The 13,233-nt window shown below is 67.6% G+C and carries 16 protein-coding genes; 9 read left to right on the top strand and 7 right to left on the bottom strand.

Going from position 1 to position 13,233, the window contains the following annotated elements:
- Window positions 1-3: 3 nt before the first annotated feature.
- Window positions 4-297, bottom strand: coding sequence for a copper-binding protein (locus R4823_RS25775; RefSeq protein ID WP_087838665.1), 294 nt, complete (start codon window positions 295-297; stop codon window positions 4-6).
- A gap of 98 nt (window positions 298-395) precedes the next feature.
- On the bottom strand, window positions 396-827 hold the full coding sequence (gene cueR / locus R4823_RS25770) for a Cu(I)-responsive transcriptional regulator (RefSeq protein WP_087838751.1): 432 nt from the start codon (window positions 825-827) through the stop codon (window positions 396-398).
- A gap of 416 nt (window positions 828-1,243) precedes the next feature.
- Between cueR and argB the strand changes: the two genes are divergently transcribed.
- From argB to slmA, 3 genes are all read left to right on the top strand, one after another.
- Window positions 1,244-2,173, top strand: coding sequence for an acetylglutamate kinase (gene argB / locus R4823_RS25765; protein WP_087838664.1), 930 nt, complete (start codon window positions 1,244-1,246; stop codon window positions 2,171-2,173).
- Window positions 2,174-2,181: 8 nt separating this feature from the next.
- On the top strand, window positions 2,182-3,045 hold the full coding sequence (locus tag R4823_RS25760; protein ID WP_132979581.1) for a pyrimidine 5'-nucleotidase: 864 nt from the start codon (window positions 2,182-2,184) through the stop codon (window positions 3,043-3,045).
- Between the two features lie 69 nt (window positions 3,046-3,114).
- Window positions 3,115-3,693, top strand: coding sequence for a nucleoid occlusion factor SlmA (gene slmA / locus R4823_RS25755; protein ID WP_132979582.1), 579 nt, complete (start codon window positions 3,115-3,117; stop codon window positions 3,691-3,693).
- Between the two features lie 21 nt (window positions 3,694-3,714).
- Here the strand turns inward: slmA and R4823_RS25750 are convergent, their stop codons facing one another.
- The 5 genes from R4823_RS25750 to gpmA form a co-directional block, all read right to left on the bottom strand.
- A complete protein-coding gene (locus tag R4823_RS25750; RefSeq protein ID WP_087838662.1) occupies window positions 3,715-4,110 on the bottom strand; it encodes a VOC family protein in 396 nt (131 codons plus the stop codon).
- A gap of 31 nt (window positions 4,111-4,141) precedes the next feature.
- Window positions 4,142-4,912: a molybdopterin-synthase adenylyltransferase MoeB gene (gene moeB / locus R4823_RS25745; RefSeq protein WP_087838661.1), complete on the bottom strand. Its 771-nt coding sequence runs from the start codon at window positions 4,910-4,912 to the stop codon at window positions 4,142-4,144.
- Window positions 4,909-6,423: a S41 family peptidase gene (locus R4823_RS25740; protein WP_132979583.1), complete on the bottom strand. Its 1,515-nt coding sequence runs from the start codon at window positions 6,421-6,423 to the stop codon at window positions 4,909-4,911. Before R4823_RS25740 ends, moeB begins: the two co-directional genes overlap by 4 nt.
- Window positions 6,424-6,555: 132 nt before the next feature.
- Window positions 6,556-7,914: a peptidoglycan DD-metalloendopeptidase family protein gene (locus tag R4823_RS25735; protein ID WP_087838659.1), complete on the bottom strand. Its 1,359-nt coding sequence runs from the start codon at window positions 7,912-7,914 to the stop codon at window positions 6,556-6,558.
- Window positions 7,911-8,663 (bottom strand): 2,3-diphosphoglycerate-dependent phosphoglycerate mutase, encoded by a 753-nt coding sequence (gpmA, locus tag R4823_RS25730; protein ID WP_132979584.1) that lies wholly within the window; start codon window positions 8,661-8,663, stop codon window positions 7,911-7,913. Before gpmA ends, R4823_RS25735 begins: the two co-directional genes overlap by 4 nt.
- Before the next feature lie 294 nt (window positions 8,664-8,957).
- Here gpmA and R4823_RS25725 point away from each other — a divergent pair, with 294 nt between their 5' ends.
- The 6 genes from R4823_RS25725 to R4823_RS25700 all read left to right on the top strand — a co-directional run bounded on the left by R4823_RS25725 (window position 8,958) and on the right by R4823_RS25700 (window position 13,079).
- On the top strand, window positions 8,958-9,362 hold the full coding sequence (locus tag R4823_RS25725) for a rhodanese-like domain-containing protein (RefSeq protein ID WP_305790889.1): 405 nt from the start codon (window positions 8,958-8,960) through the stop codon (window positions 9,360-9,362).
- Between the two features lie 4 nt (window positions 9,363-9,366).
- Window positions 9,367-9,642 (top strand): glutaredoxin 3, encoded by a 276-nt coding sequence (gene grxC / locus R4823_RS25720; protein ID WP_087838657.1) that lies wholly within the window; start codon window positions 9,367-9,369, stop codon window positions 9,640-9,642.
- Between the two features lie 116 nt (window positions 9,643-9,758).
- Window positions 9,759-10,265 (top strand): protein-export chaperone SecB, encoded by a 507-nt coding sequence (gene secB, locus R4823_RS25715; RefSeq protein WP_087838656.1) that lies wholly within the window; start codon window positions 9,759-9,761, stop codon window positions 10,263-10,265.
- A 14-nt stretch (window positions 10,266-10,279) separates the two neighbouring features.
- Window positions 10,280-11,437 carry an NAD(P)H-dependent glycerol-3-phosphate dehydrogenase gene (locus tag R4823_RS25710; protein WP_132979585.1) on the top strand — a complete coding sequence of 386 codons (1,158 nt, stop codon included), beginning with the start codon at window positions 10,280-10,282 and terminating at the stop codon, window positions 11,435-11,437.
- An 11-nt stretch (window positions 11,438-11,448) separates the two neighbouring features.
- Window positions 11,449-12,033, top strand: a complete 585-nt coding sequence (locus tag R4823_RS25705) for a TIGR00730 family Rossman fold protein (protein WP_132979586.1) — start codon at window positions 11,449-11,451, stop codon at window positions 12,031-12,033.
- A gap of 116 nt (window positions 12,034-12,149) precedes the next feature.
- Window positions 12,150-13,079: a tripartite tricarboxylate transporter substrate binding protein gene (locus R4823_RS25700; protein ID WP_132979665.1), complete on the top strand. Its 930-nt coding sequence runs from the start codon at window positions 12,150-12,152 to the stop codon at window positions 13,077-13,079.
- The last annotated feature ends 154 nt before the right edge of the window (window positions 13,080-13,233 follow it).

Below are 13,233 nucleotides of genomic sequence, written 5' to 3'. Positions count from 1 at the left end.
GCCTTATTTCGGCTGGATGGCCGTGATCGTGTATTGGCCGTTGATTTTTTCGGCGGCGAACCGCACGTTGTCGCCGGCCTTGATCTGGCTCAGCATCGAGGGGTCGGCCACCTTGAAGACCAGCGTCATGGCCGGCAACTGAAGGTTGGAGATCGGGCCGTGCTTGAGGGTGACCTTGCCGTTCGCCGCGTCGATGCGGCGCACCTCGCCTTCGGCATTGAGCGCCTGCGCAAGCGCGGCGCCCGCGGTCAGCGCGAGCGCGGCGACCGTGGCGATCAGGGCGAGTAGACGTTTCACTGCATTCTCCTTCTTGCGATAGACGCGGCGGGCAAGCCGCCGATACCCGAAATGCTAACAGGGTCGACCGGCGGGCTACCCGGGCATGGGGATTGGTTTCATCCGTTGCAGGTATGCTCGGCCAGGCCGCGCGTGCCCATGCCCGGGGTCGCCAGCCCGCTCAGGATGGGGCAGTCCGGACGGTGGTCCCCATGGCAGTGGGAAGCAAGCTGCTCCAGCGTGGCCTTCATGGCCTGTAGACCCCGGATCTTCTCGTCCAGTTCATCGATGTGGGCGCAGGCCAGGCGCTTGACCTCGGCGCTGGGCCGGCCGCGGTCATTCCAGAGTTCCAGCAGCGTCCCGATCTGCGGGATCGAAAAGCCCAGGTCGCGCGCATTGCGGATGAACTGCAGCGTATGGACATCGCTTTCGCCGTAGAGCCGGTAGCCGGATTCGGTGCGGTGGGCGGGCGGTATCAATCCTATGGATTCGTAATGCCGGATCATCTTGGCCGAGACGCCCGATGCCTCCGAAGCCTGTCCGATGTTCAACGCCTGCATGGTGATCTCCTGACCTGGAATGGGACGATTCTAGACCTTCCCATCATGTCAAGGTAAATACGGCCAATCCGCGGTATTTCAAGCTTCGCGCCTTTTGTGGACAACCCTGGGGGCAAGGCTGTGGAAGACCGTTGGAAACCTATGTGGACAACATGTGGGCAACCTTGTGGAAAGGCTGTGGGCAAGCTGTGGGTTTCCTGGGGAAAGGCAGTGGAAAACCGGGGGCGTTCATGTGGAGAAGCTGTGTGGAACCCTGTGGGGAAGCCGTGGACAGCCCTGCGGACAAGCCTGGGGAAAAGGCCGGGACAAGCGGGGGATAACGGCGGGATATCCTGTGGACGGAATCCGGCTGGCGCAGTGGCTACAATTGAGCCTGTTTGTCCATTCCTTCCCTCAGGCGCGCCGCCATGACCGACACCCATCAAGCAGATTCCTCGTCTCCCGAACACGGACCGCTGGCTACGCTCACGCCCCGGATCAAGGCCGGCGTGCTGGCCGAAGCCCTGCCGTACATCCGCCGTTTCCACGGCAAGACCATCGTGGTCAAGTACGGCGGCAACGCCATGACGGAAGAACGCCTGCAACGCAGCTTCGCGCATGACGTGGTGCTGCTCAAGCTGGTGGGCCTGAACCCCATCGTCGTGCATGGCGGGGGCCCGCAGATCGACGACGCGCTCAAGCGCGTCGGCAAGCAGGGCAGCTTCGTGCAAGGCATGCGCGTGACCGACGCCGAGACCATGGAAGTGGTGGAGTGGGTGCTGGGCGGCCAGGTCCAGCAGGACATCGTGATGATGATCAACGAATTCGGCGGCAAGGCCGTGGGCCTGACCGGCAAGGACGGCGGCCTGATCCGCGCCCGCAAGATGCTGATGCCGGACAAGAACAACCCCGGCGCGCAGCTGGACCTGGGCTTCGTGGGCGAGATCGCGTCCGTCGACCCGTCGGTGGTGAAGGCGCTGCAGGACGACCAGTTCATCCCTGTCATCTCGCCCATCGGCTTCGGCGAGGACGGCATGGCCTACAACATCAACGCCGACCTGGTGGCGGGCAAGATTGCCGAGGTGCTGCACGCCGAGAAGCTGATCATGATGACCAACACCCCGGGCGTGCTGGACAAGAACGGCAACCTCTTGACCGGCCTGACCGCCAGCAAGATCGACGAGCTGTTCGCCGACGGCACCATCTCGGGCGGCATGCTGCCCAAGATCTCGTCGGCCCTGGAAGCCGCCAAGAGCGGCGTCAATTCCGTGCACATCGTCGACGGCCGCGTCGAACACTGTCTGCTGCTGGAAATCCTGACCGCGCAAGGCGTGGGAACCATGATCAAAAGCCACTGATGGGGGCCATGTTCGCCGGTCCGCCCGCATCGCCCCCTGGGGGGCGCGCGCAGCGCGTAGGGGGGGACCTCTACATAAGTGAAGTTGCCGCGGCGGTTACCGGGGTGCCTTCGGTGGCGTCGGCGCCGCGGCGGCAGGTGCGGCGGCCGTTGAGCCGCGTGCGGGTGACGCGGCGGCCGGCGGGCGCGGGGAAGGGGGAGCCGGTCTGGTTCTTCGACCTGGACAACACGCTGCACGATGCCTCGCACGCCATCTTCTCGCACATCGACCTCTCCATGACCCAGGCGGTCATGGAGACGTTGAACGTGTCCGAGGAAGAGGCCCACGTGCTGCGCAAGCGCTACTGGCAGCGCTACGGCGCGACGCTGATCGGCATGGTCCGGCACCACGGCGTGTCGCCGGCGGAGTTCCTGCACCGCAGCCACAGCTTCGACATCCGCCCGCTGGTGCGCGCCGACAAGGATTTGCGTAACCGGTTGTCACGGCTGCCCGGACGCAAGATCCTGTTGACGAACGCGCCACACAATTACGCCCGCACCATCCTGCGCCATCTCGGCATCCTGCACTGCTTCGACAGCCTGTGGGCGGTCGAGGACATGCGCTTTCACGGTGAATTCCGGGTCAAGCCTTCGCCGGCTTTGATGCGCCACGTCATGGCCATGGAGGGAGTAAGCGCTAACAATTCAGTGTTGGTCGAAGACACGTCCGCGAACCTGCGCGGCGCTCGCAAGGCCGGCATGCGCACCGTCTACGTCCGCCATCCGGGCACGCCGTTCGCCAAGACGCATCGAGGACGCCCGCTTTTCATCGACCTTCAAGTAAACTCCGTCAGTCACTTGTTGTTACAGCGTCGCGCCCTGCGCCGTAGTTAGCCGTTTCCGTCCGGGGCGGCCCTGCGAAGCGGGCGATTTTTCCTCCTTTGCACGGAAACCCACCGCGACATGGCCTCTAGCAAGACGGGCGAGCGCAAGACCCAGATCCTCCAGATGCTGGCCGAAATGCTCGAGCATCCCAAGGGCGAACGCATCACCACCGCGGCGCTGGCCGCGCGTCTCCAGGTTTCCGAAGCCGCGCTGTACCGGCATTTCGCCAGCAAGGCGCAGATGTTCGAGGGCTTGATCGAGTTTATCGAAAGCTCGGTTTTCGGCCTGTTCAACGTGATTTCCGAATCCGAGACCAGCGGCCTCGCGCAGGCGCGCAAGGCCATCCTGATGCTGCTGACCTTCGCCGAGCGCAACAAGGGCATGACGCGGGTGCTGATCGGCGATGCGCTGGTGTCCGAGGACGAACGCCTGCAGGAACGCATGAACCAGTTCCTGGACCGCATCGAGGCCTCGCTGCGGCAGTGCCTGCGCAACGCGCTGGCCTTGAACGAGCTGCCTCCCACCGACGACATCCATGCCCGCGCCAGCCTGATCCTGCATTTCATCCTGGGACGCTGGCAGCGCTACGCCAAGAGCGGCTGGAAGAAGTCGCCGTCGGAATTCCTGGACGTGCAGATCCAGATCATGCTGGCCTGACCGCCGCCGTCCGGTGGCCAGTCAGTCGCGGCCGGTGCCTTCCCAGCCGCTTTTCGAGATGTCGAACACCACGCCGAAGGGGTCCTTGAACTTCTTCTCGAAGTTCTTCTTTTCCGGATCGTTGCCCAGCGAGAAGAAGAACTTGCCGCCGGCCGCCTCGATCCGGCGCTCGGCCTCGGCCAGGTCGTCGACCTGGAAGCCGAAGTGGTGCACGCCCGCAAAACCGCTGGACGGCGCCAGCGGATGGCCTTCCTTGTACTGCAGCAGGGCCAGGTTGGTGCTGCCGTCCGACAGGTAGATGCCCGAGCCCATTTCCAGGTCGTCGCGCCCGACGCGCTTCATGTCGAACGCGGTTTCGTAGAAGGTGGCGGCTGCCTCGAGATCGGGGACGACCAGCGCGATGTGCTTGATCTTCATGGGGACCTCCCAGGGCGGGCGCCGATACCGTTCAGGAGGCGGGTGGATGCGCGGGACGCCCGCCGCACACCGGGCAGCCCGCGTCCCGGCCCACCCGCACTTCGTGCCATTTCATCGCCAGCGCGTCCAGCATCAGCAGGCGCCCCGACAGGCTGGTACCGATGCCCGCCAGCAGCTTGATCGCCTCGGCCGCCTCGGTCGAACCGACGATGCCCACCAGCGGCGCGAATACGCCCATGGTGGCGCAATTGACTTCGTCGACGTCCTCGCCGTCGGGGAACAGGCAGTGATAGCACGGCGCATCGCCGCGCCGCAGGTCGAACACGCCGACCTGGCCGTCGAACCGGATGGCCGCGCCCGAGACCAGCGGCTTGCGGTGCCGGACACAGGCGCGGTTGATGGCGTGGCGGGTGGCGAAGTTGTCGGTGCAGTCCAGCACGATGTCGGCGGCGGCCACCTGGGCGTCCAGCGCCTCGTCCATCAGCCGCTGGGTCAGGGCCTGGACGGCGACCTCGGGGTTGATGGCGGCCAGGGTCTGCTTGCCGGATTCGGCCTTGTAGCGGCCCACGCGGTCGGTGGTGTGCAGGATCTGGCGTTGCAGGTTGGTCAGGTCGACGGTGTCGTCGTCGGCCAGTACCAGGTTGCCCACGCCTGCCGAAGCCAGGTAGAAGGCGGCGGGCGAGCCGAGTCCGCCCGCCCCGACGATCAGGGCACGCGCCTCCAGGAGGCGCTGCTGCCCTTCGATGCCGATTTCGTCCAGCAGCACATGCCGCGAATAGCGCAGTAGCTGCTCGTCGTTCACTTGGCCGGCGCGGGAACGGGTTGCTCGGGCGGCGCGGGGACGGGCGCGGCGGGCTTCTCGTCCTTCGTGGCGTCCTTGGCCTTTTCGGCGGGAGTCTTGTTCCGCTCGGCCAGTTCGGCGGCGGCCTTGGCCACGTCTTCGGCCTTGGCCAGCTGCACCGGCTTGCCGGCCAGCAGGTTCAGCGCCTGCGCGAGCTGGAAGTCGTCGGCGCTGCCGAACTCGATCGGCTTGATGGTCTTGCGCTCGGCGGCCTTGGCCGGATCCTGGGCGGCCGACTTGATCTCGCCGTTGGGATCCTTGTCGTTCAGCAGGTGCTTGGCCAGGTCGGCTTCGCGCGGCCGCTCGTACAGGTCGCCCTCGGGCGTGTCGGTGACCGGGTAGTCGGGCACGATGCCCTTGGCCTGGATGGACCGTCCGTTGGGCGTGTAGTAGCGCGAGGTGGTCAGCTTGATGGCCGAGTCGCGCGAGATCGGCAGGATGACCTGTACCGAGCCCTTGCCGAAGGTCTGGGCACCCAGCACCCGGGCGCGCTTCTGGTCCTGCAGCGCGCCGGCCACGATTTCCGAGGCCGAGGCCGAGCCGGCGTTCACCAGCACCACCATGGGCACGGTCTTGGTCCAGGCCGGCAGGCGCTTGATGTAGTCGTCGCTGCTGCGCAGGTAGTCGGCCGGATTGGTCTGGTACTTGCGCTTGGCGTCGGCGGTGCGGCCGTCGGTGGAGACCACCAGCGTGTTCTGCGGCAGGAAGGCGGCCGAGACCGCGATCGCGCTGTGCAGCAGGCCGCCCGGGTCGTTGCGCAGGTCCAGCACCAGCGCCTTGGGCGCGCCGCTCCTGCCCAGGCGTTCGAGGTGCGTGGCCAGGTCGGCGCCGGTCTGCTCCTGGAACTGGGCGATCCGCACGTAGGCGGTATTGCCGTCCAGCATCTTGCTGCGCACGCTCTGGACCTTGATGATGTCGCGTTCGATCTTGACGACGATGGGCTGGACCTCGTTCTTGCGCACCAGCGTCAGCGTGATCGAGGTCTTGGGCTTGCCGCGCATCAGCTTGACCGCATCGTTCAGCAGCAGCCCCTTGGTGGACTTGTCGTCGATCTTGACGATGAGGTCGCCGGCCTTGACGCCCGCGCGCGCGGCGGGGGTGTCCTCGATGGGGGAGATGACCTTGACGAAGCCGTCCTCGGTGCCGACCTCGATGCCCAGGCCGCCGAATTCGCCTTGCGTGGCGGTCTGCATTTCGCGGTAGGCGTCGGCGTCCAGGTAGGCCGAATGCGGGTCGAGATCGGACAGCATGCCGGCGATGGCGCCGTCGATCAGCTTCTTGTCTTCGACCGGCTCGACGTAGTTGTTCTTGATGGTGGCGAAGACATTCGAGAACTGCCGGAGTTCTTCCAGCGGCAAGGGGCCACGGGTTTCCCGCTGCGCCACGGCGGTGATGCCCAGGCTGACCAGGACACCGGCGACCACGCCCAGGCTGACCAGGCCGATACTGCGAACTTTACTCTTGCTGCCCATGTATTCCTCCGGGCCCCGGTTCGGGACGTCAAGCTTTGACATCCCAGGGCCTCGCGGGTTCTCGTCGATAGGTTGAATGTGCTGGGGAAGGCGCGCAAGCGCGCGTGCGATCAGGATATCCGGGTAGGGGGGTCAGCGCAACGAGGCCCACCGCAGCGGGTCGAACGGCGCGCCTTGATGCCGCAGTTCAAAGTATAGGCCCGATTCCGCCTGCCCTCCGGTGGCGCCCACGCTGGCCACGACGTCGCCGCCCTTGACGTCGTCGCCGACGTGGCGAAGCACCGACTGGTTGTTGCCGTAAATCGACAGGTACTGGCTGCCGTGGTCGATGATCAGGAGATTGCCGAAGCCTCGCAGCCAGTCCGCGAAGACCACCTTGCCGGCGGCGACCGCCCGTACCTCGGTGCCTTCGCTGGCGCGGATGAAGACGCCCTTCCAGGTGCCGCCTTCGCCGCGGGCGGCGCCGAAGCGGCCCACGATGTCGCCCCGCACGGGCAGGCGCAGGCGGCCGCGCAGCTTCTCGAACTGGCCCGCCAGCGAGGCGTCGGGCAGGGTGTCGTTGCGCGCCACCGCGCGCTCGGGCGGGGGCTCGGGGGGCGGTGGCGGGGGAGGCTTGCCGGCCTCGCGCGCGGCCTGTTCGGCGGCGCGCTGCGCGGCGGCCCGCCTGGCCGCTTCCTCCGCCCGGCGGGCGAGTTCCGCCTTGCGCGCCTGCTCGGCCTTGCGGCGGGCTTCCTCGGCGCGCCTGGCCAGCATGCGGGTCAGGTCCTCGATCACGCGCGACAGGCGCTGCTCGTCGCGCGCCAGGCTGGCGGCCTGGCGGCGCTGGCTGTTCAGCTTGGACGAGATGTCGGCCAGGACCTTGCGGCGCTGCTCGGACTGCTTGAGCAGTTCCTGGCGCTGGTTGTTCTCCTCGGACGCCAGTTGTTCCAGCTCGCTGCGCTTGGTGTCGGCCTGGGCCCGCAACTGCGCCAGTTCCTCCAGCTCGCCCTGCAGCTCGGTCACGGTGTTGGCGCGGGCCTGCGCGATGTAGCCCAGGTAGGCGAGATTGCGGTTCAGCCGCTGCGGATCGTCGCCCGACAGCAGCGCGCCCCAGGGCGTGAGGCCACCCACCGCGTACTGGCGGCGCAGCAGGTCGGCCAGGTGGGCCTGGCGCTGGGCCAGGTTCTTTTCCTTTTCGGCAATGGCCTGCTTCTGGCGCTCCAGCTCGGCATTGGCCCGGCGCTGGGCGTTGCCCAGCTCGACCAGCCGGCGGTTGACCTTGGAGATGGTCTGCTCCGACTCCTTCAGGGCGTCGGCCGCGTCGGCGTGTTCTTCCTCGCCCTCGGCGATGTCCTTCTTGAGCGCTTCCAGTCGCTTGCGCAGGGCTTCGCGCTCGCGCGCCACGGCCGCCGGGTCGGAGGGCGCCTTGCCCGCGTCGGCGGCGGCCGCGGCAAGCGGCCAGCCCGCCGCCGCGGGCAAGGCGATCAGAAGTATCGCCGCGAGCCGCTTCACTTGGCCTTGGCCTTTCCTTGCGCAGCCACGGCGGCCATGGCGGCGGCGATTTCGTCCGCGTTGCCCAGGTAGTAGTGGCGGATCGGCTTGAGGTCCTCGTCCAGCTCGTACACCAGCGGCTGGGCCGTGGGGATGTTCAGGCCGACGATGTCGTCGTCCGAGATGCCGTCCAGGTGCTTGATGAGCGCGCGCAGGCTGTTGCCGTGGGCGGCGATCAGCACCCGCTTGCCGGCCTTCAGCGACGGGGCGATGGTCTCGTTCCAGTAGGGAACGACCCGGGCCACGGTGTCCTTCAGGCACTCGGTGGCGGGCAGTTCGTCGGCCGGCAGGCCGGCGTAGCGCGGATCGAAGCGCGGGTGGCGCTTGTCGTCCGCGGCCAGGGGGTTCGGGGCGATGGCGTAGGCGCGGCGCCAGACCAGCACCTGTTCCTCGCCGTACTGGGCGGCGGTCTCCGCCTTGTTCAGGCCTTGCAGGGCGCCGTAGTGGCGCTCGTTCAGGCGCCAGCTGTGCTCGATCGGCAGGTACATGTGGTCCATGGCGTCCAGGGCGATCCACAGGGTGCGGATCGCGCGGCGCAGGACCGAGGTGTAGGCGAGGTCGAAGTCGTACCCTTCCTGCTTGAGCAGTTCGCCCGCCTTGCGGGCTTCTTCGCGGCCCTTGTCCGTCAGGTCGACGTCGGTCCAGCCGGTGAAGCGGTTTTCAAGGTTCCATTGGCTTTCGCCATGACGCATCAGTACGAGTTTGACCATGTCCCGGGAGCGCAGGGGCGCTGCGCGTAAAGGTTGAATACAATTCGGCTGCCCGCCCGAAAACGGCGGGGACTGACGGCAGCAGCCCGTTGAAAAAGCGGCTGCCTATCCCGACATTTTATAATCCTGCGGCATTGTCTTTGCCGCGGGGCCGGAATCGGGCCGCCGCAACGGCAAAAATCCGGCGGATCTTGTGGTTTTCCCGCCGTTTTGCGAATTCGTAAGCGCGCGTAACGCCAGGCTGTCCGGCCGGCGGGGCGTGTGTTCCTCCCACCAGGTTTCCAGGGTCCGCTCGTGAAATTCATCCTCGACAACATTCTCCTGATCGCATTGGCCCTCGTGTCGGGCGGCATGCTGCTGTGGCAATCGCTGCGGGGCGGCCAGGCCGGGGGAGCCATGAGCGCGGCCGAAGCCACGGCCGCGGTCAACCAGCGCCAGGCGGTGTTCGTCGACGTGCGCCCGGCGGCCGATTTCGCGGCCGGGCACATCGCCCAGTCGCGCAGCGTGCCGCTGGCCGACCTGGCACAGAAGGCGGCCGGCCTGCCCAAGAACAAGCCGCTCATCCTGGTGGGCAGCAACGGCCGCGACGCGGCCAAGGCGGTGGCCCAGTTCAAGGCCCAGGGTTTTGCCGAGGTCAGCAGCCTGTCGGGAGGACTGTCCGGCTGGGTGCAGGCGGGCATGCCCATTGCGAAGGGATAGCGCCATGCAGAAAGTCCTGATGTATTCGACGGGGTATTGCCCCTTTTGCATGCGCGCCGAGATGCTGCTCAAGCAGCGCGGCGTGCAGGAGATCGAGAAGGTGCGCATCGATGCCGAGCCCGAGCGCCGGGCCGAGATGATCGAGCGCACCGGCCGGCGCACCGTGCCGCAGATCTACATCGGCGATACGCACGTGGGCGGTTTCGACGAACTCGCCGCGCTCGACCGCGCGGGCGGGCTGCAACCCCTGCTTGCCGGCCAGGCGACGCAGGACCAGTGATTTCGTTGTAGCCGGGGCGCGTCCCCGGCGTGTTCTTTTGGTGCATACGTTTCGGCTCCGCGCGTACCGGGGGCCGGGTTCAGCCAGCAGGCTTTCCGTTTCCAGACTTTCTCCCCATGTCCGACAATCAAGAGCAGCAAGCCCCCGTGTTCAACATCCAGCGCGTCTACCTGAAAGACCTGTCGCTGGAGTTGCCCAACGCGCCCCAGATCTTCCTGGAAACCGAGCAGCCCGGAGTCGAGGTCGCCATCGACGTCGGCGCCCAGGCGCTGGCCGAGACCGTCTTCGAAGTGACCGTGACCGCCACCGTGACCACCAAGGTCGGCGACAAGGTCCTGTACCTGGTCGAAGGCAAGCAGGCCGGCATCTTCGAACTGGCCAACATTCCGCTGGAGCAGCTCGACCCCATCCTGGGCATCGCCTGCCCCGGCATCATCTACCCCTACCTGCGCAGCAACATCGCCGACGCCATCACCCGCGCGTCGATGGCGCCGCTGCACCTGGCCGAGGTGAACTTCCAGGCCATCTACGAGCAGCGCGTGGCCCAGGCCGCCGCCGAGCAGCAAGTCGCCCAGGCCGGCAACGATGCCGGCCTGATCCTGCCGCCGGGCACCAAGCACTGAGCGGCCGCGGCATCATGGCGGACATGGCGCCGGGCCTGCGCGTCGCCGTCCTGGGGGCGGGCAGCTGGGGCACGGCGCTTGCCGCCGCCTGCGCCCGCGGCCATGCCACCATGCTGTGGGCGCGCCGTCCCGAACTGGCGCGCCGCATCGCCGATACCCACGAGAACGCCGATTACCTGCCCGGGGTCGCGCTGCCGCCGGATCTGCGCTGCACGAGCGAACTGGACGACCTGTTCGGCCACCTGCGCGGTGCCCCGCGCCCGCTGCTGATCCTGGGCGTGCCGGTGGCCGGCATGGAGCAGGCCTGCCGCGACGTGGCGGCAGGCGTGGCCCGCCACGGCATCAGCGACCTCGCCGTGGCCTGGACCTGCAAGGGCCTGGACGCGGGCACCGGCCGGCTGCCGCACGCCATCGCTGAGGCGGCGTTCGCCGGCGCGGCCGGTATTTCCACCGGCGTGCTGTCCGGCCCGTCCTTCGCCCGCGAGGTGGCCCGCGGGCTGCCGGTGGCGCTGACCATCGCCAGCGCCAGCGCGGAACTGCGCGACCGCGTGACCGATGCGCTGCACGGCGGCGCGATCCGCGTCTACGGCAGCGAGGACATCGTCGGCGTCGAGGTCGGGGGCGCCGTCAAGAACATCATGGCCATCGCCTGCGGCATCGGCGACGGCCTGGGCATGGGCGCCAACGCCCGTGCCGCCCTCATCACCCGAGGCCTGGCCGAGATGACGCGCCTGGGCGTGGCCCTGGGCGCGCAGGCCGACACCTTCTCCGGCCTGACCGGACTGGGCGACCTGATCCTGACCGCCACCGGGGACCTGTCCCGCAACCGCCACGTTGGCCTGGAAATCGGCCGCGGCCGGTCGCTGGACGAGATCCTGGGCGACATGACCCAGGTGGCCGAGGGCGTGCGCTGCGCGCCGGCCGTGCGCGACCTGGCTCGCCGCTGCGGGATCGAGATGCCGATTACCGAGGCCGTCTGCTCGGTGCTGTTCGACCGCGTGCCGCCGGCGCAGGCGGTGTCTCGCCTGCTGGCTCGTGATCCGAAGGTGGAAGCCCCCCCTACGCGCTTGCGCGCGCCCCCCCAGGGGGGCGATGCTGGCGGACCGGCGGAGCCGGATCCGCGGCATCCTGGGTCGGAGGTGCCTGGGGCCGGGGGCGGTAGGGGTTCTTAAGGGAATTTCAGATGGATGCGGTTTGTGTGTATTGCGGCGCCAGTGCCGGGAACGATCCTTTCTTCGCCGAGGTGGCGCGCGACTTCGGGCGCGCGGTGGCGGGGCGGGGAATGCGGCTGGTGTACGGCGGCGGCAGTGTCGGGTTGATGGGGCACGTGGCCAATGCCGCGCTCGAGGCGGGCGGGCAGGTGACCGGGGTCATCCCCGAGCGGCTGTGGGAAAAGGAAGTCGGGCACAAGGGCCTGACCGACATGTACGTCGTGCCCACCATGCACGCCCGCAAGGCCCGCATGGTCGAGCTCTCGGATGCCTTCGTCGCGCTGCCCGGCGGTTTTGGCACGCTGGACGAACTTTTCGAGGTGCTGACCTGGCAACAGATCGGCTACCACTCCAAGCCGGTGGGGTTGCTCAACGCCAACGGCTATTACGATGCCTTGCTTGCCTTCGCGCGCCATGCCCATGAACAGGGGTTCGTGCGCGCCGTGCATCTCGAGGCGCTGATCGTCGACACCGATATCGACCGCCTGCTGGACCGCCTGGCCAGCGCGCAGCCGGTACATGTGGACCGATGGGTCAAGAACAGCGACGCGGTGTGAAGCAGTCCCGCCCGCCAGTCCAACATCCAATAACGGAGATATCCATGCATTCTTCCGCCTCCTCCGCGCCGGCCCTGCGCCGCCGCCTGCTCGGCGCGGCCGTGGCCGCCGGCCTCATGGCCGCCACCCCCGCCTTCGCCCAGCACGACTGGCCCAGCCGGCCCATCAAGCTGGTCGTGCCGTTCCCCGCCGGCTCGTCGCCCGACATCATCGCGCGCGTGATCTCGCAGCCGCTGGCCAAGCAGCTCGGGCAGGCGATCGTGATCGACAACAAGCCCGGCGCCGGCGGCAACATCGGTACCGGCACGGTGGCCCATGCCGCGCCGGACGGCTACACCATGCTGTTCACCATCAACGGACCGCTGGCCACCGCCCCCGCGCTCTACACCAAACTCAACTACGACCCGCTGAAGGACCTCGCGCCCGTCACGCTGGTCGCCACCAGCCCCAACGTGCTGGTCGTGCCGCCTTCGCTGAACGTCGACTCGGTCGGCGCCTTCACCTCGCTGGTGAAGAAGGAGCCCGGCAAGCTTAACTACGGCACCGTCGGCGCGGGCAGCTCCGCCCACCTGGCGATGGAATTGCTCAAGGGCAAGGAAAACCTGGACATCCTGCACGTGCCGTACGCCGGCTTCCCGCAGGTCGTGACCGCCATGCTGGGTGGCCAGGTGCAGGCCGGCTTCATGGTGCCCGCCATCGCCATGCCGCAGGTGCGCGACGGCAAGCTCAAGGCCCTGGCCGTGACCAGCACCAAGCGCAGCCCGGCGCTGCCCGACCTGCCGACCATGGGGGAGCAGGGCGTGCCCGATTTCGAGGTCATCTCCTGGCAGGCCATCCTGATGCCCGCGGGTACGCCGCAGCCCATCATCGACCGGCTGAACAAGGAGCTGGTGCAGATCATCAAGAGCGAGGAAGTGCAGAAGCAGCTGACCGCCCAGTACTTCACCGCCGCGCCGTCCACCCCGGCCGAACTGACCGCGCTGATCAAGAAGGAACAGCAGACGCTGGGCGCGGTGATCAAGCGCTTGAACCTGACGCTCGATTGAACGGGGCCCGTCCTCTTCAAGCCAAGGCGCTCTCCGGAGCGCCTTTTTTCCAAGATGAGAACGTCCCCTGGGGGACAGCGCCGCCGCACAGCGGCAAGCGCGGGGGCTATTTTCCATCTGGCGCTTCAGGCCAGATGCACCGCTCGTGCCAGCA

The sequence above is a fragment of the Pigmentiphaga sp. CHJ604 genome (assembly GCF_036972535.1).
Taxonomy (GTDB): Bacteria; Pseudomonadota; Gammaproteobacteria; order Burkholderiales; family Burkholderiaceae_B; genus Pigmentiphaga; species Pigmentiphaga daeguensis.
The sequence above is the reverse complement of the archived record's forward strand: the minus strand, read 5'-3'. Positions and strand labels throughout refer to the sequence as shown.

What these genes read in the sequence shown, in the direction of transcription:
- argB (WP_087838664.1), top strand. Translation starts at nt 1,244, where the DNA reads ATGACCGACACCCATCAAGCAGATTCCTCGTCTCCCGAACACGGACCG.
- R4823_RS25710 (WP_132979585.1), top strand. Translation starts at nt 10,280, where the DNA reads ATGGCGGACATGGCGCCGGGCCTGCGCGTCGCCGTCCTGGGGGCGGGC.
- R4823_RS25700 (WP_132979665.1), top strand. Translation starts at nt 12,150, where the DNA reads ATGGCCGCCACCCCCGCCTTCGCCCAGCACGACTGGCCCAGCCGGCCC.
- R4823_RS25760 (WP_132979581.1), top strand. Translation starts at nt 2,182, where the DNA reads ATGTTCGCCGGTCCGCCCGCATCGCCCCCTGGGGGGCGCGCGCAGCGC.
- slmA (WP_132979582.1), top strand. Translation starts at nt 3,115, where the DNA reads ATGGCCTCTAGCAAGACGGGCGAGCGCAAGACCCAGATCCTCCAGATG.
- R4823_RS25750 (WP_087838662.1), bottom strand. Translation starts at nt 4,110, where the DNA reads ATGAAGATCAAGCACATCGCGCTGGTCGTCCCCGATCTCGAGGCAGCC.
- R4823_RS25740 (WP_132979583.1), bottom strand. Translation starts at nt 6,423, where the DNA reads ATGGGCAGCAAGAGTAAAGTTCGCAGTATCGGCCTGGTCAGCCTGGGC.
- R4823_RS25705 (WP_132979586.1), top strand. Translation starts at nt 11,449, where the DNA reads ATGGATGCGGTTTGTGTGTATTGCGGCGCCAGTGCCGGGAACGATCCT.
- gpmA (WP_132979584.1), bottom strand. Translation starts at nt 8,663, where the DNA reads ATGGTCAAACTCGTACTGATGCGTCATGGCGAAAGCCAATGGAACCTT.
- grxC (WP_087838657.1), top strand. Translation starts at nt 9,367, where the DNA reads ATGCAGAAAGTCCTGATGTATTCGACGGGGTATTGCCCCTTTTGCATG.
- secB (WP_087838656.1), top strand. Translation starts at nt 9,759, where the DNA reads ATGTCCGACAATCAAGAGCAGCAAGCCCCCGTGTTCAACATCCAGCGC.